General features: G+C 42.5%; 19 protein-coding genes and 1 pseudogene. All 20 read left to right on the top strand.

From position 1 onward, the window contains the following. The first annotated feature begins 1,196 nt into the window (after window positions 1-1,196). The 20 genes and pseudogenes from ilvB to OMHG_RS01870 all read left to right on the top strand — a co-directional run bounded on the left by ilvB (window position 1,197) and on the right by OMHG_RS01870 (window position 25,849). Window positions 1,197-2,918, top strand: coding sequence for a biosynthetic-type acetolactate synthase large subunit (gene ilvB, locus OMHG_RS01965; RefSeq protein ID WP_010647864.1), 1,722 nt, complete (start codon window positions 1,197-1,199; stop codon window positions 2,916-2,918). Continuing rightward, entirely contained in the window at window positions 2,915-3,433 is a 519-nt protein-coding gene (ilvN, locus tag OMHG_RS01960; protein WP_010647862.1) for an acetolactate synthase small subunit, read from the top strand. Before ilvB ends, ilvN begins: the two co-directional genes overlap by 4 nt. Window positions 3,434-3,460: 27 nt before the next feature. Further along, window positions 3,461-4,495, top strand: coding sequence for a ketol-acid reductoisomerase (gene ilvC, locus OMHG_RS01955; RefSeq protein ID WP_010647859.1), 1,035 nt, complete (start codon window positions 3,461-3,463; stop codon window positions 4,493-4,495). Next, window positions 4,482-6,029, top strand: a complete 1,548-nt coding sequence (locus OMHG_RS01950; protein WP_010647856.1) for a 2-isopropylmalate synthase — start codon at window positions 4,482-4,484, stop codon at window positions 6,027-6,029. Before ilvC ends, OMHG_RS01950 begins: the two co-directional genes overlap by 14 nt. 89 nt (window positions 6,030-6,118) lie before the next feature. After that, on the top strand, window positions 6,119-7,225 hold the full coding sequence (gene leuB, locus OMHG_RS01945; RefSeq protein WP_010647853.1) for a 3-isopropylmalate dehydrogenase: 1,107 nt from the start codon (window positions 6,119-6,121) through the stop codon (window positions 7,223-7,225). A gap of 16 nt (window positions 7,226-7,241) precedes the next feature. Further along, a complete protein-coding gene (leuC, locus tag OMHG_RS01940) occupies window positions 7,242-8,648 on the top strand; it encodes a 3-isopropylmalate dehydratase large subunit (RefSeq protein ID WP_010647851.1) in 1,407 nt (468 codons plus the stop codon). A 13-nt stretch (window positions 8,649-8,661) separates the two neighbouring features. Beyond that, a pseudogene (gene leuD / locus OMHG_RS01935) lies at window positions 8,662-9,245 on the top strand (3-isopropylmalate dehydratase small subunit). 21 nt (window positions 9,246-9,266) lie between these two features. Then, the gene (gene ilvA, locus OMHG_RS01930; protein ID WP_044476679.1) at window positions 9,267-10,283 is read left to right on the top strand and encodes a threonine ammonia-lyase; all 1,017 of its coding nucleotides are present in this window, start codon (window positions 9,267-9,269) and stop codon (window positions 10,281-10,283) included. Between the two features lie 489 nt (window positions 10,284-10,772). Further along, a complete protein-coding gene (locus OMHG_RS01925; RefSeq protein ID WP_010647843.1) occupies window positions 10,773-11,783 on the top strand; it encodes an ABC transporter ATP-binding protein in 1,011 nt (336 codons plus the stop codon). Next, the gene (locus OMHG_RS01920; RefSeq protein ID WP_010647841.1) at window positions 11,770-12,702 is read left to right on the top strand and encodes an ABC transporter ATP-binding protein; all 933 of its coding nucleotides are present in this window, start codon (window positions 11,770-11,772) and stop codon (window positions 12,700-12,702) included. The genes OMHG_RS01925 and OMHG_RS01920 overlap by 14 nt, the downstream gene beginning before the upstream one ends. Before the next feature lie 7 nt (window positions 12,703-12,709). Continuing rightward, complete coding sequence (gene opp4B / locus OMHG_RS01915) at window positions 12,710-13,672, top strand: oligopeptide ABC transporter permease (RefSeq protein WP_010647839.1); 963 nt, start codon at window positions 12,710-12,712, stop codon at window positions 13,670-13,672. A gap of 29 nt (window positions 13,673-13,701) precedes the next feature. Next, complete coding sequence (locus OMHG_RS01910) at window positions 13,702-14,610, top strand: ABC transporter permease (RefSeq protein WP_010647836.1); 909 nt, start codon at window positions 13,702-13,704, stop codon at window positions 14,608-14,610. A 137-nt stretch (window positions 14,611-14,747) separates the two neighbouring features. Continuing rightward, complete coding sequence (gene opp4A, locus OMHG_RS01905; protein ID WP_010647834.1) at window positions 14,748-16,598, top strand: oligopeptide ABC transporter substrate-binding protein; 1,851 nt, start codon at window positions 14,748-14,750, stop codon at window positions 16,596-16,598. 210 nt (window positions 16,599-16,808) lie between these two features. Beyond that, complete coding sequence (gene rpiA, locus OMHG_RS01900; protein ID WP_010647832.1) at window positions 16,809-17,501, top strand: ribose-5-phosphate isomerase RpiA; 693 nt, start codon at window positions 16,809-16,811, stop codon at window positions 17,499-17,501. Between the two features lie 91 nt (window positions 17,502-17,592). Then, the gene (gene asnB / locus OMHG_RS01895; RefSeq protein WP_010647830.1) at window positions 17,593-19,437 is read left to right on the top strand and encodes an asparagine synthase (glutamine-hydrolyzing); all 1,845 of its coding nucleotides are present in this window, start codon (window positions 17,593-17,595) and stop codon (window positions 19,435-19,437) included. 333 nt (window positions 19,438-19,770) lie between these two features. Continuing rightward, window positions 19,771-20,061, top strand: coding sequence for a YciI family protein (locus tag OMHG_RS01890; RefSeq protein ID WP_010647827.1), 291 nt, complete (start codon window positions 19,771-19,773; stop codon window positions 20,059-20,061). A 255-nt stretch (window positions 20,062-20,316) separates the two neighbouring features. Continuing rightward, window positions 20,317-21,807 (top strand): glycerol kinase GlpK, encoded by a 1,491-nt coding sequence (glpK, locus tag OMHG_RS01885; RefSeq protein WP_010647826.1) that lies wholly within the window; start codon window positions 20,317-20,319, stop codon window positions 21,805-21,807. Between the two features lie 17 nt (window positions 21,808-21,824). Then, the gene (locus OMHG_RS01880) at window positions 21,825-22,763 is read left to right on the top strand and encodes a threonine ammonia-lyase (protein WP_010647823.1); all 939 of its coding nucleotides are present in this window, start codon (window positions 21,825-21,827) and stop codon (window positions 22,761-22,763) included. 760 nt (window positions 22,764-23,523) lie between these two features. Then, complete coding sequence (locus OMHG_RS01875; protein WP_237566124.1) at window positions 23,524-24,195, top strand: FadR/GntR family transcriptional regulator; 672 nt, start codon at window positions 23,524-23,526, stop codon at window positions 24,193-24,195. Between the two features lie 109 nt (window positions 24,196-24,304). After that, window positions 24,305-25,849 (top strand): ABC transporter substrate-binding protein, encoded by a 1,545-nt coding sequence (locus OMHG_RS01870; protein ID WP_010647821.1) that lies wholly within the window; start codon window positions 24,305-24,307, stop codon window positions 25,847-25,849. Window positions 25,850-25,866: the final 17 nt, after the last annotated feature.

Here is a 25,866-nt window from a genome sequence, read left to right as displayed (position 1 = left end):
TTTTCTTGCTGTACTTCCCTGGTTTCTATCAGCCGTCTAAAATTATTTATGAATTTATTCAATAAAGAAGGCAGTTAGTAAACCCGATAACTTGCTTCGGCCGATTTCCGCTCCGGGCAGTCGCTTTCCGCGGGCACCGCTTCAGCTTCCTCGGAAGAAACCCACTTCCTGTGGGATCTTCAGCTGTTGCTATTCCCGCTGGAGTCGACTGCCCTGCGCTCCAATCAATAAGCTTAATAATTGAATATCAGCAATTTGATTCAGAAGCCAAATCACAACGGAGGAAATACATGGAGACTCCAGCGGGAAAGCGAAGACGCTAAGACCCCACTAGATGCACCTGCGTCTGCCAGTTTCTCTTCGGAGCAGGGTTCCTCGGTGCAAGGGAGCACAGAAGTAAACGCAAGTAGTACCCTGGCTTAGCGCGAGCCCGGGGAAAGCGAAGTGTATTTCTGGAGTGAGATTGACCACGCTATCTCTATAAATATTTGAGAAAGCAACCTAGTTTTAATGCAGCTTCAGTCTATAAAACTGAAGCTGTATTTTTATGATTGCAAAGCGAAGATCGAGAAGCGGATTGTGAACAAAAAACATTTTATTTTCGTTTGTTTACGAAAAATTTATATAATCGTAATCATTATTAGGACAGCAATGTAAACGCATTCATAAAATCTGACTAAATGGAATTATCAAAAAACTTCAAAAAGCCTATTGACTCTATAACTAAAAACGTTATATGATTGACCGCAATATCAGAAATGATTAACTAAACGTATTTTTCTGAAAACAACTTTAACATTATAAAAAAGCAAAATTATATAGTTTAACTCGATGACGGGAAAAAAGGAACATGTTACATGTACTAACAGAGAGCTGGGGTTGCTGGAAGCCCAGAAGTACATATTGTTCCGACATCTTCTCTGAGTGCCGCTTTGAACGGAGCTGCCGCATTTTGATGGTGACTCTCACTAGATTTGGCCGGGTGCATTACTTTGTACCTGTTATCCATGCAGACTGTTGTCAGCCTGCTAAGGTAGTATTCGCGAGGATGCTATGAACCTGGGTGGTACCGTGAAAAGAAGATTCTTTTCTCCCCAATAATTCTGATGTAATGCAGATTATGGGGAGAGAAGGGTCTTTTTTTATTTTGGCAAAATGTTGCTTGATTTTAACTTAGATTCAAGGAGGTTGCAGTTGTGAAGGTAGATGCTAGTCATGAAATGGAACTGAAACAAAATTTGATAACTGGTGCCGATCTATTGATTAAAACGCTGATTGAAGCTGAAGTGGACACCGTATTCGGTTATCCGGGCGGGGCAGTATTGCCAATCTATGATGCACTGTATCGAAATGAGACCCCTTTTGAACACATACTTTCCAGACACGAACAGGGATCCATTCATGCAGCGGAAGGATATGCACGTGTTACTGGCAAGCCGGGAGTAGTTATCGCTACATCAGGTCCTGGTGCAACGAACCTGGTCACTGGAATTACCGATGCGATGATGGATTCATTGCCACTCGTCATCTTTACCGGTCAGGTGGCTAAAAATGTAATTGGCACAGATGCTTTTCAGGAAGCCGATGTGATGGGGATAACGACTCCAATTACGAAGTATAACTACCAGGTGAGCGAGATTGGGGATTTGCCGCGAATTGTAAAGGAGGCATTCCATATTGCCACTACCGGCCGACCAGGTCCAGTTGTCATTGATATACCAAAAAATATCTCTGCAAATATTACGCTGGATGATTATGAAGATGACTTTTATTTACCGGGATACCAGCCAACGATCAATCCGAATCCTTTACAGATTATTAAACTTGCAGATGCTTTAAGCAATGCAAAGAAACCGTTGCTCCTAGTAGGGGCAGGAACATTGTTTGCCGATGCAACGGAAGAACTGAAGCAGTTTGCCGAATCCTTTCAATTGCCTGTCACTACCACATTACTCGGACTTGGAAGTTTCCCGGGATCCAATGAGCTTTCTCTGGGGATGGCAGGAATGCATGGGACATATGCAGCGAACATGGCAATTTATGAATGTGATCTGTTACTGAATATCGGAGCCCGTTTTGATGATCGGCTGACAGGAAATATTGAACACTTTGCCCCAAATGCTGTTGTTGCGCATATTGACATTGATCCGGCGGAAATCGGTAAAAATATCCAAACCCATATACCGGTTGTTGCAGATGCAAAGAAGGCACTGGCTGCCCTGTTGAATGCAAAACTAGAAATGCAGGAAAAGGAAGAATGGATGGAGCAGCTGCAGCAAAATAAAAGGGATTTTCCATTGTGGTATCAGCGGAATGAGAGCCCAATATCTCCCCAATGGCTCATTGAGCAGATTTATAACATATCAAGAGGGGAAGCAGTCGTAACTACTGATGTTGGTCAGCATCAAATGTGGGCAGCACAGTTTTACACATTTGATAAGCCGAATAATTGGGTCACATCAGGCGGACTTGGAACAATGGGCTTCGGCTTTCCGGCAGCAGTTGGAGCACAGCTTGGAAGACCGGATGATCTGGTGATCGCGCTTGTCGGAGATGGCGGTTTTCAGATGACTCTACAGGAATTATCCGTTGTCAAAGCAAGAAATCTTCCGGTGAAAGTGATCATTGTCAATAACGAAGCACTCGGGATGGTTAGACAGTGGCAGGAAAGTTTTTATGAAGAGCGATATTCAGAATCGTTATTTTCCGACAATCCCGATTTCGTTAAATTGGCAGAAAGCTATGGTGTGCGCGGAGTCAAGGTGGATCAAGAGGCAGATGTCAGGAAGACACTGGAAGAAATTTTCGCTTATGACGGACCAGTTGTAGCCGATTTTCGGGTAGTAAGGTTAACATCCGTCCTGCCAATGATTGCACCAGGGAAGGGGATTCATGAAATGGTAGGGGTGAAGAAATGAAACGAATCATAACGGCTACAGTTCAAGATCGCGGGGGAGTGCTGAACCGGATTACGGGGATGCTTCATAAACGGCAATTCAATATTGACAGTATTTCGGTTGGCGCTTCTGAGACAGAAGGTATTTCTAAGATGACATTTGTTGTGGAAATCAGCGATAGTCAGAAATTGGAGCAATTGACGAAGCAGCTGAACAAGCAAATTGATGTACTGAAGGTATCTGATATCACAGACAAAGCAATGGTAGCAAGGGAGCTCGCCTTAATTAAGGTAGTTGGAACCGGCCACACTCGCGCAGAAATACAAGGTATCATTACACCTTTTCGCGCTTCCGTTATTGACGTAAGCAAAGATAGTATGACGATACAGGTGACGGGCCGTCCCGATAAGGTCGATGCGATGATTGCCCTCCTTCGGCCATATGGAATTAAGGAACTGACCAAAACCGGTGTTACAGCATTCCTCAGGGGACAGCAGCCGGAACAGGTATCTGAGATAAATACAATGATCAACTAAAAAACAAAATGGAGAGGAAGATTTTAAATGGCTAAAGTACTTTATGAACAGGATATTCAAAAAGAGGTATTGCAAAATAAGAAAGTTGCAGTAGTGGGATATGGATCACAGGGTCATGCACATGCATTGAATCTTCGCGAAAGCGGTTATGATGTTGTGGTTGGATTAAGACCAGGTAAATCCCAGCAAAAAGCAGAAGCAGACGGATTTGAAGTCCAACAGGTGGCAGACGCTGTTAAACAGGCTGACGTTGTCATGATTCTTTTACCGGATGAATTGCAGCCTAGAGTCTATAAAGAAAGTATTGAGCAAAATCTGCAAGCAGGCAATGCACTCGTTTTTGCCCATGGATTCAACATCCATTTCAATCAGATTGTCCCACCTTCAGATGTGGATGTTTTCCTTGTAGCACCTAAAGGTCCAGGACATTTGGTAAGAAGGACATTTGAAGAAGGTGCAGGTGTCCCGGCATTATATGGTGTTTTTCAGGATGTAACGGGAACTGCGAAAGAGCTGGCGCTGGCATATGCGCAGGGTATTGGCGCCGCAAGAGCGGGTGTACTGGAAACGTCATTCCAGGAGGAAACGGAAACGGACTTGTTTGGAGAACAGGCAGTGCTTTGCGGCGGGGTAACAAGTTTGATCAAATCAGGATTTGAAACATTGACAGAAGCAGGATATCAGCCTGAAGTTGCCTATTTTGAATGTATGCATGAAATGAAGCTGATCGTTGACCTCCTCTATGAAGGCGGATTGGAAAACATGCGCTATTCCATTTCAGATACAGCACAGTGGGGAGATTTTGTCTCGGGACCGCGTGTCGTAAATGAAGATACAAAGGCAAGAATGAAAGAGATACTAACGGATATCCAAGATGGGAAATTTGCTAAAGGATGGATTCTCGAAAACCAGGCAGGCCGCCCGCAATTCAATGCAATCAATAATAAGGAAAATAAACATCAGATTGAAACTGTTGGAAGGGAGCTCAGGGAGTTAATGCCTTTTGTTAAACAGCCAGTTAATTCAAAACAGAAGGAAGTGAAAGTCCATGTCCCAAATTAAGATATTTGACACAACACTGCGTGATGGAGAGCAATCACCGGGAGTTAACCTGAATAAACAGGAAAAGCTGGAAATCGCAAGACAACTGGAACGGTTCGGAGTTGATCGGATGGAAGCGGGATTTCCTGCCTCCTCGAGGGGTGATTTTGAATCGGTAAAGGCAATTGCCGATACGGTTAAAAACACGTCAGTCATTGGTTTGGCAAGAACAATCAAGTCAGATATCGATATTGCATGGGATGCATTAAAAGGAGCGGAAAAACCAGCCATTCACATTTTTGTGGCAACATCTCCAATTCATATGACTTATAAACTGAAAAAGACTCCGGAAGAAGTGGTGGAGACGGCAGTCAGGATGGTTTCATATGCAAAACAAAAATTCAACGATATTGAATGGTCTGCTGAAGATGCTACAAGATCCGACTGGGATTTCCTTGCCCAAATTATAGAAAAGGTAATTGACGCAGGGGCAACGGTCATTAATCTGCCGGATACAGTTGGCTACACAACACCGGCAGAATACGGGAAATTATTCCGCTATATCAAAGAAAATGTCCCAAATATCAATCGGGTGGCACTTTCCTGCCATTGCCATGATGACCTTGGTATGGCGGTAGCCAATTCGATTGCAGCAGTTGAAAATGGAGCCACACAGGTAGAGGGAACTATCAATGGAATCGGTGAACGTGCCGGAAATGCAGCGCTGGAAGAGGTTGCGGTAGCATTGAAGATTAGATCCGATTACTATCCATTTGAGACAGGACTCAAATTAGATGAAATCAAACGTACCAGTGATCTTGTATCGAAACTGACTGGAATGTACGTCCAAGCGAATAAGGCAATCATTGGGCGGAATGCCTTTGCACATGAATCGGGGATCCATCAGGACGGTGTTCTGAAGAATGCGGAAACCTATGAGATTATTACTCCGGAAATGGTTGGCGTTACATCCAACACATTATTTTTAGGCAAACATTCCGGCCGTCATGCATTCAAGGACAAAATAAAGGAATTTGGAGTGGAACTTACGGATGATGAAGTGAAAAATGCCTTTGATCAATTTAAAACATTAACCGATCACAAGAAGGAAGTAACCGATGATGATCTGTACACGATCGTAATGGAGATTAAAACAGATTCTTCTACTGTCGGCAAATACCATCTGGAAAACTTTCAAGTGCAATATTCGACAGAAAACGTACCGACTGCAACCGTGATATTGAAAACACCGGACGGAAAGATTGCAAAGAAATCATGTCCTGGTCAGGGGAGCGTCGAAGCCCTTTACAAAACGATCGATAATATAATTGAAGAAACTATCAAGCTGGTGGACTATCAGTTGAATTCTGTTGGTGGCGGAAAAGATGCTTTAGCTGAATCCCATGTCCAATTGATCATTGATGGGGAAGCTGTCAATGGCAGAGGGTCGGCACAGGATGTATTGCAGGCGTCCGCCAATGCATTTATCAATGCAGTCAATCGCTACATCATTAAGAGAAGTACAGCGGGGAAAAAAATGCTCGTCAACGAGTGATAAAATCAAAAGCCTTTTCAGCAGCAAGAATATGCCAAGGCTTGTTGATGGCAAGACTAGATGAGAAAAACATTGGAGGGACTCCGGCTATGGATAAGCAAATCATTCTACTTCCAGGCGATGGAATTGGAAGGGAAATTATGGAATCTGCAAGACTTGTTTTAACAACTATAGCATCTGAATACGGCCATAAGTTTACTTTCCATGAACACGCAATTGGTGGAGATGCTATTGATCATTATGGTGTGCCATTACCTGAAGAAACGATTCATGCATGTCAAGAGGCGGATGCTGTTTTGCTTGGTGCAGTCGGAGGTCCCGAATGGGATACCGTTCCAGCCCACCTAAGGCCGGAAAAGGGACTGCTGGGCATTCGTAAATCACTCGGACTTTTTGCCAATTTACGTCCTGTTAAGGAATTTGCAGCCTTGATCCATGCATCTCCTTTAAAGGAAGAAATAGTAAAAGACAGTGATATTATGATTGTCCGTGAATTGACAGGCGGGCTTTATTTTGGCCAGCCGAGTGAGCGAAGGGAAAATGGAAATGCTGTAGTCGATACACTTTATTATCGGAGATCTGAAATGGAACGCATTATAGAAAAGGGATTTGAAACCGCCAGAATCCGTAAAAAGCATCTTACTTCAGTCGATAAAGCCAATGTCCTGGAATCGAGCCGGATGTGGCGTGAAATAGTAGAAGAAAAAGCCAAGGATTATCAGGATGTAAAGGTAGAACATCTTCTGGTAGATGCTGCGGCGATGAAATTAATTACGCAGCCAAACCAATTTGATGTCATTGTAACAGAGAATCTGTTTGGTGATATTTTAAGCGATGAAGCATCCGTGCTGACCGGGTCATTGGGAATGCTTCCTTCAGCAAGTATTCGTTCAGATGGTGTAGGGCTGTATGAACCTGTACATGGCTCTGCTCCAGATATTGCAGCAAAAGGTATTGCAAACCCACTGGGGATGATCCTATCTGCTGCACTAATGCTACGTTATTCATTTGGTTTGGAGGAAGAAGCAGCTGAAATAGAAAGATCGGTAGATGAATGCCTGGAACAGGGCTTTCACACACCAGACTTGAAGATCAGAGAGGGTACCCAAGTCGGTACGAAAAAAATCACAGAAATTGTATTGGAGAATTTAACCACGAAGGGTATTTCAGATTCTATTTGTAATATGTATGTCTAAATCGTGAGGTGAAAAGATGGGGAAACCGGAAACCATTATCGAGAAAATTTGGAATAGGCATGTGGTACATGAGGAAAAGGGGAAGCCTGATTTACTGTATATTGATCAGCACCTGGTTCATGAAGTGACATCTCCGCAAGCATTTGAAGGGCTGCGGCTCGCAAACAGGAAGGTAAGACGCCCGGATTTGACCTATGCCACAATGGATCATAATGTTCCAACAAAAAACAGGCAAGTTATTAAAGATGAAATTTCCAAAAAGCAAATGGAGACATTAAGGAAAAATTGTCAGGATTTCGGCATTAAGCTTGCCGATATGTTCCACCCGGATCAGGGGATTGTGCATGTGATTGGGCCGCAGCTCGGATTGACGCAGCCGGGTAAAACGATTGTATGCGGTGATAGCCATACATCAACACACGGTGCATTTGGTGCATTGGCATTTGGGATTGGAACGAGCGAGGTGGAACATGTTCTGGCAACCCAGACAATCTGGCAGGAAAGACCGAAAACACTGAATGTTAAAGTGGAAGGGAAACTTGGACCGGGTGTGACAGCGAAAGATCTGATACTGGCGATTATTGGGAAATTCGGTGTTCGTTTCGGTACAGGATATGTCATGGAATATACAGGTGAGGCAATCCAAAACCTGCCCATGGAAGGCCGTATGACGATTTGCAATATGTCGATTGAGGCCGGGGCAAGGGCAGGATTGATCAGTCCTGACCAGACCACTATCGACTATTTGGAAGGCAGAGAATATGTTCCAAGCGGAGAAGATTTTACTAACGCCACTGCTGAATGGCTGGAGCTGGCAACGGATGAAGGTGCAGTTTACGACCGAACTGTCGTCATCCTTGCTGATGAGATTGAGCCCCAGGTCACATGGGGAACAAATCCTGGCATGTGTGTGCCTGTGGGAGGAACTACTCCTAACCTGGCAGATGCGGAACATATGGAAGATATCAAACACGCACTTGACTACATGGGGCTGAAAGAAAATCAGCCAATTACTTCTATTGAAATAGATCATGTATTCATTGGTTCATGTACCAATTCAAGATTAAGCGATTTGCAAAAAGCAGCTTCTATCATTCAAGGCAGAAAAGTAAAGGAAAATGTAAAAGCGATTGTCGTTCCAGGTTCATTCAGTGTAAAGCTTCAGGCTGAGGAGGAAGGATTGGATAAGGTGTTTATGGAAGCGGGATTCGAATGGCGGGATTCCGGATGCAGTATGTGCTTGGGGATGAATGATGACATCGTTCCTCCAGGCGGGCGCTGTGCTTCAACGTCCAACCGGAATTTTGAAGGAAGGCAGGGAAATGGGGCACGAACACATCTCGTAAGTCCGGAGATGGCAGCAGCAGCAGCTATTGAAGGCCATTTCGTTGATGTACGTAAATTTGCAGGAGTATTAAACTAGGGAGGCAGGTCATATGGAGGCAATTCAAGAACACAAAGGTCTCGTCTATCCATTGGACCGGACAAATGTCGATACAGACCAAATTATACCAAAGCAATTTTTAAAACGGATTGAGCGTACCGGCTTTGGACAGTTTCTTTTTTTAATTGGCGTTTTGATAATGACGGAAAACTAAAGGAAGAATTTCCGCTAAATCAGCCAAAATATCAAAATGCCTCAATCCTGTTAGCAGGTGAGAATTTCGGCTGCGGCTCTTCCAGGGAACATGCTCCCTGGGCATTATCTGACTTCGGATTTAAAGTGGTAATTGCACCGAGTTTTGCCGATATCTTCTATAATAATGCATTAAAAAATGGCATCGTTCCTATTAAAATGGAAGAAAGCCAAATTAATGAATGGATGCAAAAGGCGAAAGATACAATATTTGTCCTATGGGTCGATTTAAAACACCAGCAGATAACAGATGATGAAGGAAAGGTAATTGACTTTAATATACCAGAATATCATAAGGAAAAGCTATTGAATGGCTGGGATGATATTGCATTGACACTGTTGCAGGAAGATAAAATATTGGAATATGAAAATAGCAGAAATTAGTTTTTATTGCTTTAAAGGAGAGTGAATTGTCTTGGGGATTGCTTAACGGGTGAAAGGGTATACCATGCATATAAACAGCTGACGCCCATTATTCATCGGACACCGATCGTCACATCACATACGACGGATAGCATAGTAGGGAAACAAGTTTATTGTAAAATGGAAAACCAGCAAAAAACAGGAGCATTTAAATTTAGGGGAGCAAGCTTCAAGCTAATGCAATTATCGAAGGAAGAGCTTTCAAGAGGCGTAATTACAGCATCAGCAGGTAATCATGCACAGGGTGTTGCCCATGCCGCAGCGAAACTGGGCGTAAAAGCAACTATATTTATGGCGGAAGGGACCCCGCTTGCGAAAGTGAATGCAACCCGTAATTATGGTGCAGAGGTGGTACTTACCGGGGAAAGCTTTCAGGAAGCCTACCATGCATCATTAGAGCATCAATCGTTATCTGGAGCAGTCTACGTACATCCATTTGATGATTATGATATTATGGCCGGTCAAGGAACGATCGCTTTTGAACTGCTGCGCCAAGAGGACCGGATAGATACGATACTCGTTCCTATCGGTGGGGGCGGGCTCATTAGCGGTATTGCTGTTGCGGCCAAACATATCAACAGAAACATTAAAATCATTGGTGTGCAGGCAGAAGGAGCCCCTGCCATATATGATAGCTACCATACGGATACGATTCAAAACCTGTCTAAGGTATCCACGATTGCAGAGGGAATTGCCGTAAAGGAGCCTGGGAAATTAACCTTTCCGATTATAAAGGACTATGTAGATGATATTGTCACGGTGAATGATAAGGAAATTGCTTCAGCCATCGTTTATATGCTGGAGCGGAACAAGACATTGATGGAGGGTGCCGGAGCCGCAGCACTGGCCGCCTTATTTACCCATAATGATAAGATAAAATCAAGACATTGCGGTGTCATTGTCAGTGGTGGAAATCTGGATATTGGAACCATGTCCAATATTCAGCAGCTTGCTGAACAAATAAACCATATGAAACCAAAAGCTTCTATAGCTCTATAAGAGACGTAACCTCCCAATATAAGATTGGGAGGTTTTTTAGCTATCTTTCTGATTCCTAATTCCAAAGGCTAAATCAGTACCATGAAAAGTGCTGAAATTAGACCTTGCTAAAACAGTCGAAATTTAGTAGAAGGCCATTAATTGGGGGTTAATTCTCTAGAGCTTCAAATTAGATTTTACGACAAATTTAAAAATTGGTAAAAACTTTTTAACTGAAAATTGTTGCTTTTTAAAATAATATAACATATAATTGAAAAAATAATTTCGTTTTCTTTAAAGATAGAGTACCTCGTTAGTAAAGGCTGAGAAACTCTGAGAAAGCGGTTTTTTTAAAGATAATGTTTGAAAAAAGTATTAATCCATTTTTAAAGGAATCAGTGAAAGCATATTTTTTTGTAAGAAATTATCACAATCTTCTGATTAGGTGAATACTTGAAATATTAACGCCAATTACAGTGTGATGACTTCAAATAAAAAAGGAGGATTAATTTGGGGAAGGAATTGCTGGAAATCAAAAACCTATCAACATCATTCAGGATTGCTGATGAATACTATGCAGCAGTCGATGATGTGACATTGACATTGAATAAGAATGAAGTACTCGGGATTGTTGGAGAGTCGGGCTCGGGGAAAAGTGCACTGGCATTTTCGGTAATGGGATTACATAATCATGCGAAGATTGAAGGGGAAATATTACTTAATGATCGCGATATTGCCCGCTTATCTCCGTCCAAGATGAATAAACTGCGCGGTGATGATATGGCAATGATTTTCCAAGATCCATTGACGGCGTTAAATCCGCTGATGCATGTTGGTGATCAAATTGCAGAGACTATCGTGCTGCATAGGCAAAATATGTCTCAAAGACAGCGCAAGGGACGGGTTTTGGAACTTTTGAATATGGTTGGAATTCCGCGTCCGGAATATGTATATGAACAGTTTCCGCATGAATTATCAGGGGGAATGAGACAACGGGTTGTCATAGCTATTGCGATAGCAAATAATCCCGAATTATTGATTGCAGATGAGCCCACAACAGCGCTCGATGTTACAATCCAGGCTCAGATTCTGGATCTGATCAGAAAGCTGAAGGATGACATCCATGCTGGTATTATCCTGATTACCCATGATCTTGGGGTAGTGGCAGAGATGGCAGATCGGGTGGCGGTAATGTATGCAGGACAAATTGTAGAGATAGCAGAAGTGCATCGTTTGTTTGAGAATCCCTTACACCCGTATACACGGTCGTTATTGAACTCGGTTCCTGCTGAAGGACAGGACAAGCTGCATGTCATACAGGGGATTGTTCCGGCATTGCAGAACCTGCCGCGTCATGGCTGCCGATTTGCTGCAAGAATACCTTGGATAGATGATTCCGTCCATGAGGAGAACCCCGCTTTACATGAAATCGTACCAGGTCACTTTGTGCGATGCACTTGCCATAGGCATTTTTACTTTCCGGATAAAAGCAAGGAGGAATTGACCAATGGGGTTACTTGAAGTAAAGGATTTACAAGTATATTTTCCCATTAAGGGCGGGATATTCAATCGGAATGTCGGCTATGTAAAGGCAGTCGATAGTGTGTCCTTTACACTGGAACAGGGCAAGACATACGGGCTTGTCGGCGAATCCGGTTCGGGTAAAACAACTACAGGAAGAGCGATTATCGGTCTCGAGGAGGTAACATCCGGTCAAATTATTTTTGAAGGTACTGATATTACTTCGAGTAAAAGTAAAACAAAGCAGCTAAGGAAAGATATTCAGATGATTTTCCAGGACCCATACTCCTCACTAAATCCGAGAAAACGTGTATTGGATGTCATCGCAGAGCCACTGCGAAATTTTGAAAACCTTACGAAGAAGGAAGAAAAAGAGCGCGTACAGGAGCTATTGGAACTGGTTGGCTTAAGCCCTGAGAGCATTTTGAAATATCCGCATGAATTTTCAGGGGGGCAGAGACAGCGTATCGGAGTTGCCAGGGCAATAGCGCTAAAGCCAAAACTAATCATTGCCGATGAACCTGTTTCCGCATTGGATGTTTCTGTACAAGCACAGGTATTGAACTTCATGCAGGAAATTCAAAAGGAATTGAATCTGACTTATTTGTTAATCAGTCATGATCTGGGGATTGTAAAACACATGTGTGATGACATGGCGATTATGTATAAAGGGAGATATGTTGAACAGGGAACAAAAGCAGATATTTTCCACCATCCTCAGCATATTTATACAAAACGTCTGATTGCAGCTATTCCTGACATCAATCCAAGAAATCGTACAGATCAATTCAAGTTCCGTCAAGCAGTACAGCAAGAGTATGAGCAATCGTACAATGATTACTTTGACAGCGAGGGGCTGGCCTATGGCTTGAAACCTGTTTCAAATACCCATCTCGTTGCACTGCCGGGGAAAGGTTGATTCGTATATGTGGAAATTTATTGTTAGAAGACTTTTGATTACTGCCCCTCAATTGGTGCTGCTCAGTATTCTGATTTTTGTTTTGGCTCAGTTCATGCCTGGAGATGCTTTATCAGGCATGATGGATCCGAATGTCAGTTTGGAACAGAAAGAGGAATTACGGGAAAAACTTGGGTTGAATGACCCTTGGTATGTCAAATATGGTGAGTGGGCAACGGGAATTCTGCAAGGCGATTTTGGACAATCCTTCCGATTTAAAATGCCAGTATCCGAATTAATTGAACAGCGGATGAATAATACCTTCTGGCTGGCATTGGCAACATTGTTATTTACATATATTATAGCCGTTCCTTTAGGGATACTGAGTGGCAGATATAATGATTCACTGCTTGACTCATCCATTACCGGCTATACATATCTGGGATTTGGGACACCATTATTTATTTTTGCGCTTGTGATGCTATGGATATTCGGATATCAATTGCAATGGTTTCCGACAAGTGGAAGTGTAGCTCCCGGAATTGCTCCAGGCTCAATTGATTACGTATTGAGCAAAGTGAATCACCTATTGCTGCCGGCCATCTCAATGGCATTGATACAAACTGTCTCAACCGTTCAGTATTTGCGAAGTGAAATTGTAGATACAAAGCAAAAAGAGTTCATTTTAACTGCAAGGGCAAAAGGGGCTTCAGAGTCCAGGGTCTATAACAAGCATATTTTAAGGAACTCCTTATTGCCAATTGCTGCATTCTTCGGGTATGAAATCACCTTTCTGATAGGCGGAACCATTTTTGTAGAAATGATATTCGGTTTTCCGGGTATGGGACAACTTTTTATTGAGTCCATTAATTTACGGGATTATAGCGTTGTAAACTCTATCGTTCTATTGTTTGGAGTTGCAGCTATCTTAGGGACCTTATTATCTGACATTATCTTAAGCATTGTGGATCCGCGTATCCGTATCAAATAAGAATCAAGCTAGACTCTGGAGTGATTAAAATGGAAATGAATGATATGAAAATGACGAATGAAACAAAGGATCTGACTAAAAGCCCATCAGGTATGGGCATCCTCTGGAAAGAAATTGTCAGGGATAAACTAGCCTTAATATCGTTAATATTTATCATACTTATTATGGCATTCGTATATGGGGTTTCGTTATTTTTAGATAAGGATCAGATTGTAGCTGTCGATCTTTTTTCCATCCATGAACCGCCATCAGAAGAATTTATTTTAGGGACAGATTATGGTGGCCGTGACGTATTTGGACAGTTAATTATCGGTACACGCAATTCACTGTCAATCGGAATAATGGTAACGGTGATTAGCGGTCTAATCGGAATCGCTTTTGGATTGATTGCCGGTTACTTCGGCGGGCAGACAGATAATTCAATGATGCGTGTGCTGGATTTCTTTCAAGTCCTCCCATTTACGATGCTGGTTATTGTATTTGTATCCATCGTGCCAAACTACAGTACTTGGGCCTTTTCGCTGATAATGGCAGCTTTTAGCTGGATGGGGATTGCCAGGCTGATAAGGTCCAAGGCACTGCAAGAAAAAGAGCTGGACTATGCACAAGCATCGAAAACATTAGGCACATCAAATACGAAAATCATATTCAGGGAAATCATGCCAAACATAAGCTCACTTATTATTGTAACCATGACATTAAACCTTGCCGCAAATATTGGAATTGAGTCAGGACTTTCTTTCCTTGGTTTTGGATTTCCGGAAAGTACACCAAGTCTTGGTACGCTTTTAAGCTATGCGACAAATCCGCAGACATTGGAATTCCGCTGGTGGATCTGGGTTCCGGCAGCAATATTGATTCTGATTATGATGCTCGCCATCCGCAATGTAGGCGAGGCCTTGCGACGTGCCACTGATTCCCGGCAGCGAAGAGGCTAAGTCCTATTCCTGATTAATGGAGTTATTAGCGAAGTTACTTACATTGGTATAGTTCTATATTGATGTTTAGTATATTGCCGTTCAAGTATAAGTGCTTGATGGCCCAAAAAAGAGCTTAAAAAAAGGGAGGTTGCAAGATGGAGAAAGCAAGTTTCAGTAAGTGGTATTTAGCCTTGATGCTAGTATTATTAGTAGTACTGGCAGCATGTAATGGAGGTTCTGAAGAGCAAACAGGTGAACCTGAAGACACAGAATCCTCAGAAGAAGAGAGTGGTGAAGGTGAGGAAGAAGCAGAAGCAGAAGCAGCAGATGATGGGTTATATTCCATTGAAGACTTTAGTGTAGATAAAACAAATGCTGGAGAAGCAATTGAAGGCGGGACACTGAACTATGGTTTGGTATCGGATACTGTTTTTGAAGGTGTACTGAACATGGCCTTCTATGAAGGTGACCCGGATTTTCAGGTTATGAAATTTTTTGAAGAAAGTTTACTTGGGATTGACAACAATTTCAACTATACACAGGATGGTGCTGCGACATGGGAAGTGGATGAAGCAGGTACAACGTTTACCATTACAATTGGTGATAATGTGAACTGGCATGATGGTGAACCGGTTAAGGCTGAAGACTTGGAATTCGCTTATGAAGTAATTGGTGACCCTGAATATACAGGTGTACGATATTATGCAGTTGAAAATGTGGTTGGTATTGATGAGTATACTGCTGGAGAGGCAGAAAAAATTTCCGGTGTTGAAGTCGTGGATGAAAAGACAATCAAACTGACGTTTAAAGAACCAAACCCTTCCTTATTAGCAAGCGGAATTTGGGATTCGCCAATGCCAAAGCATATCTTCCAGGATATTCCTGTAGCAGAGATGGCTGAATCTGATGAAGTTCGAAAAAATCCAATCGGTTTCGGCCCATTTGTAGTCGATACGATTGTTCCTGGTGAGTCCGTAACGTATACTGCTTTTGAAGATTATTGGCAAGGCACTCCGAAATTGGATGGTATTACCTTAAAAGTTATCGCTCCTCAAACAGTAGCACAGGCTTTAGAAACCGGAGAGGTTGATATGGTTGATGCCTTCCCGGCAGATCAATACCCTGATGTGGCCGAAACCCTAAATAATGTGGAATTTTTGGGTCAGACTGATTTAGCTTACACCTATATTGGCTTTAAACTAGGTCATTATGACGCAGAAGCCGGTGAAAATGTAACAGACCCAGATGCTAAGATGGCGGATGTGAATCTCCGTCGTGCGATGTGGCATGCAGTTGATAATGATGCTTTAGGGGAACAGTTCTATAAAGGACTTCGCTGGGCGGGTACGACTTTAATTGTCCCATCGTTCCCGGATTATCACGATTCTACTATCGAAGTTCCAACCTATGATCCTGATGAAGCAAATAAGATTCTGGATGAAGCTGGATATGAAGATGTCGATGGTGATGGAGTTCGTGAAGACCTAAATGGCGAAGAACTTGTCATTAACTTTGCTTCCATGTCAGGTGGAGACACAGCTGAACCAATCGCACAGTACTATATGCAGGCATGGGCTCAGGTAGGACTGAATGTTCAGCTGGTAGACGGCGGTTTATTAGAATTTAATAGCTTTTATGACCGAGTGGAAGCTGATGACCCTGGTATCGATATTTACCAAGGTGCGTGGGGCACTGGTTCAGACGTAGACCAGAATGGTTTATACGGTCGTACAGCTGCTTACAACTACTCTCGTTATACGAGTGAAAAGAATGATGAATTGCTGGCTGCAGGTGCTTCTGAAGATTCGATGGACATTGAGTACCGCAAAGATGTCTACAAAGAATGGCAGCAATTGATGGTTGATGATATTCCTGTATTCCCAACACTTTACCGTGCAGTACTCGTTCCTGCAAATGAACGAGTGACAGACTTCTCCATCCAGTGGTCCTGGAATGGATGGCATGAAATTGGATTAACGCAGGAAGAACCCGTGTTAGCTGAATAATATCCGCTTCAAAAAGTCCCGCAATGGGAAATGTCTCCGCAAGTCAAGATTCAGACTTTTGGAGAGTATCCCATTGCAGGGGCTTTTTTGATGAATCCATTTTACATATCAGTCTACTTAGCTGTTTTCCGGCACCTGGACTCTTCACTTATTTATTCAACGATACTCTTACGTTATAATACGTAGTAGATGAAGAAGGGGGATTACGAAATGTTAAGTGAAATGGATCAGATGAAAAGAGCGGTTGGAGAAGAGGCAGCGGCATATGTGAAAGATGGTATGAAAATTGGATTGGGTACAGGTTCCACAGCTTATTGGCTGATTCGAAGGCTTGGAGAACGAGTAAAGTCAGGATTGAATATAGAAGGAATACCATCATCCGCACAAACGGAACAATGGGCAAAGGAATTCGGAGTGCCGTTGACTGACTTTTCAAGGGTAAAAGAGTTGGATATCACAATAGACGGTGCCGATGAGGTGGATGAGAATCTGCACTTGATCAAAGGTGGCGGTGCCGCCCTGTTTAGGGAAAAAATAATCGCACAGGCTGCCAACGAACTTATTATTATAGTAGATTCCTCGAAAATGGTAACGAATTTAGGTAAGTACCCATTGCCGGTAGAAGTCCTTCCGTTTGGATGGGAGCGCACTGCAAACGAAATATCCATGCTTGGCTGTGTACCTAACATCCGCAAAAAGGATGGGGGAAATCTAATTACGGATAATGGCAATTACATACTCGACTGTCCTTTTGATGCTATCAGCGATCCCGCTAGATTGAATGAAGAAATAAGAAGAATAATTGGGGTTGTTGAAACTGGGTTATTTATCGGGATGGCAGATAAAATCCTTGTGGGCAATGGGAAGGAAATAAAGGTTATTCAAAAAAATAAAGCCGTTTAGGATTTGCTGACTGTTTGCCCAATCACTTTATCCGCTTTTTTCGCATAGGATGGTGAAGTAGAACCAGAATGCGTCAGGAAGGGTGATATCATTGTGCGGAATAACTGGTTTTGTTGATTGGAATCAATTAGCAAGTGCGCAAAAGCCAGCATTGGAGAAGATGACGGAAACATTGGCATTGCGTGGACCCGATGCGACACAGTATTGGATAGAGGGACAGACTGGCTTCGGACATAAACGCCTTTCGGTTGTAGATTTAACGGGTGGGAAACAACCGATGAGTAAGGAAAAAGATGGGTTTACTTATACACTGGTCTATAATGGAGAACTTTATAATACGGAAGAATTGCGCCAGGCTCTTTTACAAAGGGGATACCAATTCAGTACGACATCAGATACTGAGGTATTGCTGACATCGTATATTGAATGGAAGGAAGACTGTGTAGACCATTTTAACGGAATTTATGCTTTTGGCATTTGGGATGAGAAAAAGGATCAATTATTCATGTCTCGAGATCGCCTTGGTGTAAAGCCGTTATTTTATCACGAAAAAGGCGGGCAGTTTATATTTGGCTCAGAGCTGAAAGCAATACTTGCACACACAGATGTGCAGGCTGAAGTGGACCGTGATGGTTTATCGGAGATTTTCGGTCTTGGCCCTTCCAGGACTCCTGGACATGGTTTATTTAAAGGTATAAATGAATTGCGTGGCGGACATTCTTTGATATTCTCCAAAAATGGCTTGAAGGTCTGGCGCTATTGGAATATGGTCAGTGAGAAGCATGTTGATTCAGTAGAGGAGACTGCGAGAAAAGTAAAGGAATTGTTTGTTGACGCAGTACAGCGCCAACTGGTTGCGGATGTTCCCGTATCCACGTTTCTTTCGGGCGGAGTTGATTCCAGTGCGATAACAGCTGTTGCTGCCAATTATTATAAGGAAAAAGGCAAGGGTGCATTATCGACTTTCTCCATTGATTATGAAGGTAATGATGAGAATTTCCAATCGAGCAAATTCCAGCCTTCCAGTGATAGACCTTGGATTGAAAAGATGGTTAAAGAACTTTCCACCGATCACCATGATGAAATCATTTCTGGCAATGAACTGGCCGGATTATTGAAAGAAGCCGTTGATGTGCGCGATCAGCCTGGGCAAGCGGATATTGATTCTTCTTTATTATGGTTCTGCAGAAGGATAAAGGACCATACCACAGTTGCGCTATCAGGGGAATGTGCTGATGAAATATTCGGTGGCTATCCATGGTTTCATGATCCTGCTGCAGCGGGTGAGGGCTTCCCTTGGATGCGCTCTCTGGATTCAAGGATTGATTTATTACATCCGGAATGGCAGAAGAAACTCGATTTAAAGGCTTATGTAGATAGGCGATATAGGGAAACAATTGCTGAAACGCCAAGACTTGACGGGGAGAAGGAAGAAGATGCAAGGCGCAGAGAGCTATTCTATTTAAATATGCAATGGTTCATGGCTCAATTATTGGATCGTAAAGACAGGATGAGCATGGGAGCAAGCCTTGAAGTTCGTGTGCCATATGCCGATCACCGTTTGGTGGAATATGTCTGGAATATTCCGTGGGATATCAAGATACTGGAAGGCCGGGAAAAGGGAATTTTGCGTAAGGCATTGGAAGGAATCTTGCCTGATGAGGTTTTATACCGTAAGAAAAGTCCGTATCCAAGAACATTCCAGCCAGAATATACGGCCAATGTAGTCAAATGGATGGAAGAGATTCTTGCTGATCCGGATGCCCGGCTTTTTGAATTTATGAAACGGGAAAAAGTGGAAGCAATTGTCAAGAGTGAAGGAAAAGAATTTAAGGATCCATGGTATGGTCAGCTGATGAGGGGACCACAACTGATAGCCCACCTATGCCAGATCGATTATTGGCTGCGGAAATATGATGTGAAAGTCAGCGAATAATGGAATAAGAAAAAGCTCTGCCAGAGAGAATAGGCAGAGCTTTTTTGCGTACGGGCAGAGCAGGAAGAAGAATCGTCGTGCCAGCTGTAAATATATGATGATATGGCGAGATGGGCGGAGCTATGCAGAATCGTGAAGTCGGATTTTGTCTGGTAAGCTAATGCGAGCGAGGTGCGTGGCAATGGATCCTGGCTGGACGGAGCTGACGTGGGACAACCGTCTGTATAAACGGCAAACGAACAGCCGCCAAACCCTCTGCTCATTCGACAAAATTCGGGAAGTGACAGGCACCTATTCGGGAAGGTATAATGGAGCTGGAGGTGGAGTTAACATATGAAGTATTTTGCTGCGCTTTCACCTATGCTGGATGAAGGAAAGAGCCAGAGCTATCGCTCAGACCATTTGGCATATTTGGAAGAAAAGGAGAAAGAAGGCAAGGTTTTCGCTAAGGGCCGATTTACAGATGGTACTGGCGGAATGGTAATTTATATTGCTGAGAACTTTGAAGAAGCGGAAGAAATTGTTAAACATGATCCATATGTTATTCAAGGTGCAAGAGGGTATGACATTCATGAGTGGGTAATGACGACAAATGCCGTTATGCCTGCGAAAACTGAAAAATAGGAACAGATCGAAAAGACTGTCTGAATGCTTGGATGGTCTTTCCTTATATAATGCTATACTGCGATACATAGTTTTATAGCTGCAGGCACTGATATCAAATCTGAGTCCTTTCTATTATCACACATCGAAATTCATGGTAATATTCTTTAAGGATTGAATTTAATCTAAATAAAGATAACGTTAATAGCGGAATAATTAAATATTAACGACAAATAACGTATAATGGAAACGTATAACTGTTAAAGGAGCGAATGTATGAAGAAATATATATTATCAATTGACCAGGGGACTACAAGTTCCAGGGCAATTATCGTAAATCAAGAGGGCATGATTGTGGAAACGGCCCAGCGTGAATTTGAACAATTTTTCCCCCATCCTGGCTGGGTAGAGCATGATGCGAATGAAATATGGAATTCTGTCCTTGCTTGCGTCGCCGAAGTATTAAGGAAGTCGGACATCAATCCGGATCAGATAGCGGGAATTGGAATTACAAATCAGCGCGAAACAACGGTGGTTTGGGATAAAACGACGGGAAAACCAATCTATAAAGCTATCGTCTGGCAATCTCGTCAGACAGAGGATATATGCAGGGACTTAAGAGAAGGTGGACATGAAGCGCTATTCCGTGAGAAAACGGGTCTTCTTATCGATCCATACTTTTCCGGTACTAAGGTAAAATGGATATTGGACCATGTTGAAGGGGCACGGGAAAAAGCGGAGCGCGGCGATCTCCTTTTTGGAACGATAGATTCCTGGCTCGTTTATAAATTATCCGGTGGCAAAGCCCATATTACAGATTATTCAAATGCCTCACGGACATTGATGTTTAATATTTATGAACTGAAATGGGATAAAGAGCTGCTTCAGATTTTGGGGATACCAGAGAGTATGCTTCCTGAAGTCCGTGATTCATCAGAAGTGTATGCGAGCACGAAGTCTTACCATTTCTTCGGTCATGAGGTTCCGATTTCCGGCATTGCTGGCGATCAGCAGGCGGCATTATTTGGACAAGCCTGCTTTGAAAAAGGAATGGCAAAGAACACCTATGGTACAGGTTGTTTTATGTTAATGAATACTGGTGATCAGGGTGTCGTTTCGGAAAACGGACTATTGACTACATTGGCCTGGGGATTGGATGGAAAAGTTGAATATGCTTTGGAAGGCAGTATTTTTGTTGCTGGTTCTGCTGTCCAATGGTTGCGTGATGGGCTGAAAATGATTGAAGACGGTCCACAGGCAGAGGAATTTGCTTCAAAAGTAGATTCGACCGATGGAGTGTATTTGGTGCCGGCCTTTGTCGGTCTGGGGACACCATATTGGGATAGTGATGCCAGAGGGGCTGTATTCGGCCTAACCCGCGGGACAACAAAGAATCATTTTATCCGGGCAACCCTTGAAGCGCTGGCATATCAGACAAAGGATGTTCTCGATGCGATGATTGCCGATTCAGGAATTGAATTGAAAACGCTTCGTGTGGATGGCGGAGTTGTGAAAAATAATCTGCTGATGCAATTTCAAAGTGACATTCTGTCTGTGCCTGTTCAAAGACCTGACATTCAAGAAACAACGGCCTTAGGGTCCGCATATTTGGCAGGTCTTGCTGTTGGCTATTGGAAAGATAAGGAAGAAATAGCGGAACAATGGAGAAACGAGAAAACCTTTGACCCAGAAATGGATAAAGAAAAACGTGATAGTCTTTATGCAGGCTGGCAAAAAGCTGTCGAAGCTACAAGGGTTTTTAAATAAGAGTAGGGGGATGGGTTATGGTTACCTTGCAGCATATTTATGAGGCGCGGGAACGAATTGCAGATTATATTCATCTGACACCTGTATTTGACTCAAAGCAAATCTCGAACTTGGCCGGAAATAATCTTTTTTTCAAGTCAGAGCATCTGCAGAAAACGGGTTCATTCAAAATTAGGGGAGCAGCAAATAAGGTAAAGCAGGAGGTTGCAGGTGGGGCAAAGTATGTGACCGCAGCTTCATCGGGAAATCACGGGCAGGCGGTTGCCTATATTGCACAAACGCTTGGTGTGGAAGCTACCATCGTTGTACCAGAGGATGCAAATGCCAGTAAACTGAATGCGATTAGAGCATATCAAGGTGAAATTGAAAAATGCGGCACCACTTCTGCAGAACGTTTGCCAAGGGCGAGGCAGCTTGCAGAGGAAAGAGGTGGTGTATTCATACCGCCTTATGATGATCCATTGATTATTGCAGGTCAAGGGACAATTGGCCTGGAGATACTCGAACAGATTGATCATGTGGATATGGTAGTCGTTCCGGTAGGCGGCGGTGGGCTTATCTCAGGGATATTGACGGCAATAAAGGAAAAGAAACCGTCTGTAAAGGTAATCGGTGTTGAGCCAGATACGGCCAACGATACCTTTCTATCCCTGAGACAGGGAGAGATTGTGCCGATTGCTGGAACCCAAACCATTGCAGATGGTCTCAGGACAAGCCAGCCAGGTGACGTAACCTTTCCGATTTTGCAAAAATATGTGGATGACCTAATCCTAGTATCAGAGGAAGAGATTCTCCAGGCACAAACCTTTGTACTTGAAAGAATGAAACAGCTTATTGAGCCCTCAAGTGCGGTTACAGTGGCAGCAGCGATGTTTGATAAATTGAACAGCAGAGACAAAAATATTGCTTGCGTCCTTTCCGGGGGAAATGTCGACGTGAATAAATGGGTTATCTGATTTAATATCTGAAAAATAAAGACTTCGATGGAATGGGTGCTATGGAAAAGGCATTCATTCCATCGAAGTTTTTTTATGCATGATAGAAAGGAAAAGCGAGGCTAATCTCGTTGCTAATGCTTCCCAATTGTATATATCTGCCTATCGTCTTTCATTAAAGATATCATCCTCCCATTTGATATATCTCCCCAAATCCGATATATCTGACCCGGAAATAAAATATCCACCCCAAAATCCAATATATCCTCCTCAATTTCGTGAAATCGACTTTGGAATTCCGGACCAGTTTATCATTCTTCTGAGCAAGCCGGGAAAGTGAGTTTCTGGAGCGTAAACTGGCTGCGTGGTTATCGCGTATGAAGCAAACGCTATTAAATTAGCCCCCTCCGCAATAGAAACAGTAGAAAATCTTATTAAATCTTGAGTACCCGTAAATAGCATCAGGAAATATCCAATTAAATGGAAACTAATTGTTACAAAGTTCTTATTTTATGAATAAACAAAAAATTGTCCCGAAATCTATTGATTTTTCACACTATTAATTGTATGATTATTTAAACAATTATTGATGTCAGCTAACGTTACATCAATAATTTATTTTTATTGCTTATCAGACAGGTAAGATAGGACATTCCCTAATAGTTAGGAGGATTAATGAGAGAATCGATTTTTAATGAAAAGCGATGTCAAAAGTCTTCACCTGTCAGACAGGTAAGATAAGGAAAAGGTGATTAGAATAGCAAAGAAAATCAGCACCATTGTGACAGAATTTATTGTAAAAGAAATTAAACGCGGCAAATATATGCCGGGGGACAAGCTTCCTTCCGAGCGGGAGCTGATGGAGATTGTCAATGTAGGCAGGTCCTCCATCAGAGAATCATTAAATACATTGTCTGATATGGGTGTTTTAGAAAAAAGAATGGGGATTGGTGTTTTTGTTAAAAAATCGAATGTCAATAATCTTGCGGATGCCTATGTAATCTCAGCGTTGCTGGATACCAAAACGGCAAAAGAGCTGCTGGATTTCAGATTGATACTTGAGGTGGAAAATGCAGGAAGGGCTGCACTGCTGGCAACTGAGAAAGAACTTCTGCTGATGGAAGAGGCAATTGAAATGCACAAAGAGGCAATCGACCGGAAGCTGCCGTCAATCGAAGCGGATAATTTGTTTCATAAGTCGATCGTGCTGGCAACGAGGAACAATGTACTGATTAAAGTCTATGAATCTATAACAGAACTTATTGAATCATTTAAACAGGATTTATTAAAGGTTGAAAGCAAGAATAAGAGCCTGGAGTTCCATTTACAAATATATGAAGCAATCAAAAACAAGGATGAGGAGGGAGCAAAACTAAAAATGAAAGAGCATCTTCTTGATGTTACAAGAAGATTTGAATATCTGAATCATCCAGAACAAAAAACACGGGTATAGTTAAGATTTGATAATGGAGTATAGCTTCTGGTGCTAGGTTTATATCGAAATCCTATCAAACCTTGCCTTCAATCGAAGCTTTACATAAAAACACTGGGAGGTAATAAGTATGAAAAAAGTTTTACTGATTTTCATTTCTCTTGTTTTCGCTTTAGTTTTGGCTGCTTGCTCTTCTGGTGATGGGGGAGAAGCTTCAAATGAGGCTTCAGGAGAAAGCGCAAGTGCAGGTTCAAAAGATACGTTAGTGATTGGCTTAGATGCTGATCCGCCTCAATTGGATCCGCATCTATCATCGGCTGCGGTAGATCGTCAAACATTTCAAAGTATCTATAATAAGCTGATCGATATCAATGAAGATTTGGAGTTCATTCCGGAATTAGCAACGGACTGGAAGGTTTCAGACGATGGGCTGGTATATACCTTCAATCTTCAGGAGGATGTTCTTTTCCATGATGGGACTCCGTTTAATGCAGAAGCGGTTAAATTTAATTTTGAAAGAATGCTCGATCCAGAAATGAGTTCCCCTCGTTTTTCGGAAATAAATATGATTTCTGAAGTAAATGTGCTTGATGAGTTTCAGGTAGAAATTGTACTGTCAGAACCATCTGCGCCTTTCCTGTCGGCACTGACGGATAGAGCGGGGATGATGGTATCACCAGCTGCCGTAGAAGAACTTGGTGATGATTTTGCAAATAAACCGGTTGGTACCGGTCCTTACAAATTTGAAGAGCGTGTGGCACAGAGTCATATTTCATTAACACGTAATGATGATTATTGGAGAGGGGCACCTGCCATAGCCAATATCGAAATCCTGCCTTACTCAGATTCGAATGTTCGGGTAACGAACTTGGTTTCAGGCGAATTGGATTTATTGAATAAGATCGCCTATAAGGATATTGAATCATTAGGCAATAATCCTGCCATTACCTTGCAGGAAAAAGACTCCTTGGGATTCCAGGGGATTCATTTAAATACCGAAGTTGAACCATTTAACAATAAAGCAGTAAGACAAGCTATCAATCTGGCAATTGACCGGGAAGCTATAACCAATGTTGTGTTCCATGGAGGGGCAACACCTAGTGTAAGTCCATTCCCACCTTCAAGCTGGGCAGCTCCAGATTTTGAATTCCCAAATGCGGATGTAGAAGAAGCGAAGGCTATATTGGATGGGGCTGGCTTGAGTGACATTAGCTTTACGTTAAAAATCAGTCCATCTCCAGAGGATGAGCAGACTGCCCAAATGATTCAATCCATGTTGAGTGAAATAGGCATTACCGTAGAAATCGAAATGGTGGAATTTGGTACACTGCTTGATCAAATGGCATCAGGTGATTTTGAGGCAGCACGTAATGGATGGAGCGGCCGTATCGATCCTGATGGCAATACGTATCGATTCTTCTATTCAGATGCTTCAAATAACTATACAAACTATTCTAATCCTGAAATGGACGAACTGCTTGATGAAGGAAGAGAGATAGGAGAACAAGCGGAAAGGGCAGACATCTACAGTCAAATAACAGATATTCTATGGGAAGACGCACCATACATCTTCTTATATCATGAAAAAGACTACAAAGCTATGAAAAGCTATGTGAAAGGATTCAACCATATACCAGATACCATGATCAGAACAGAATCCATCTATTTTGAATAACTGAATTTTAAAAAGAA

It is taken from the genome of Oceanobacillus massiliensis str. N'diop, from assembly GCF_000285495.1.
Classification (GTDB): domain Bacteria; phylum Bacillota; class Bacilli; order Bacillales; family Amphibacillaceae; genus Oceanobacillus; species Oceanobacillus massiliensis.
This window is presented reverse-complemented; position numbering and strand designations above follow the sequence as displayed.

Bases quoted from the DNA above. Each gene is read 5' to 3' on its own strand.
- ilvN (WP_010647862.1), top strand. From the start codon at position 2,915: ATGAAACGAATCATAACGGCTACAGTTCAAGATCGCGGGGGAGTGCTG.
- ilvC (WP_010647859.1), top strand. From the start codon at position 3,461: ATGGCTAAAGTACTTTATGAACAGGATATTCAAAAAGAGGTATTGCAA.
- OMHG_RS01950 (WP_010647856.1), top strand. From the start codon at position 4,482: ATGTCCCAAATTAAGATATTTGACACAACACTGCGTGATGGAGAGCAA.
- leuB (WP_010647853.1), top strand. From the start codon at position 6,119: ATGGATAAGCAAATCATTCTACTTCCAGGCGATGGAATTGGAAGGGAA.
- leuC (WP_010647851.1), top strand. From the start codon at position 7,242: ATGGGGAAACCGGAAACCATTATCGAGAAAATTTGGAATAGGCATGTG.
- OMHG_RS01920 (WP_010647841.1), top strand. From the start codon at position 11,770: ATGGGGTTACTTGAAGTAAAGGATTTACAAGTATATTTTCCCATTAAG.
- opp4B (WP_010647839.1), top strand. From the start codon at position 12,710: ATGTGGAAATTTATTGTTAGAAGACTTTTGATTACTGCCCCTCAATTG.
- OMHG_RS01910 (WP_010647836.1), top strand. From the start codon at position 13,702: ATGGAAATGAATGATATGAAAATGACGAATGAAACAAAGGATCTGACT.
- opp4A (WP_010647834.1), top strand. From the start codon at position 14,748: ATGGAGAAAGCAAGTTTCAGTAAGTGGTATTTAGCCTTGATGCTAGTA.
- rpiA (WP_010647832.1), top strand. From the start codon at position 16,809: ATGTTAAGTGAAATGGATCAGATGAAAAGAGCGGTTGGAGAAGAGGCA.
- OMHG_RS01890 (WP_010647827.1), top strand. From the start codon at position 19,771: ATGAAGTATTTTGCTGCGCTTTCACCTATGCTGGATGAAGGAAAGAGC.
- glpK (WP_010647826.1), top strand. From the start codon at position 20,317: ATGAAGAAATATATATTATCAATTGACCAGGGGACTACAAGTTCCAGG.
- OMHG_RS01880 (WP_010647823.1), top strand. From the start codon at position 21,825: ATGGTTACCTTGCAGCATATTTATGAGGCGCGGGAACGAATTGCAGAT.
- OMHG_RS01870 (WP_010647821.1), top strand. From the start codon at position 24,305: ATGAAAAAAGTTTTACTGATTTTCATTTCTCTTGTTTTCGCTTTAGTT.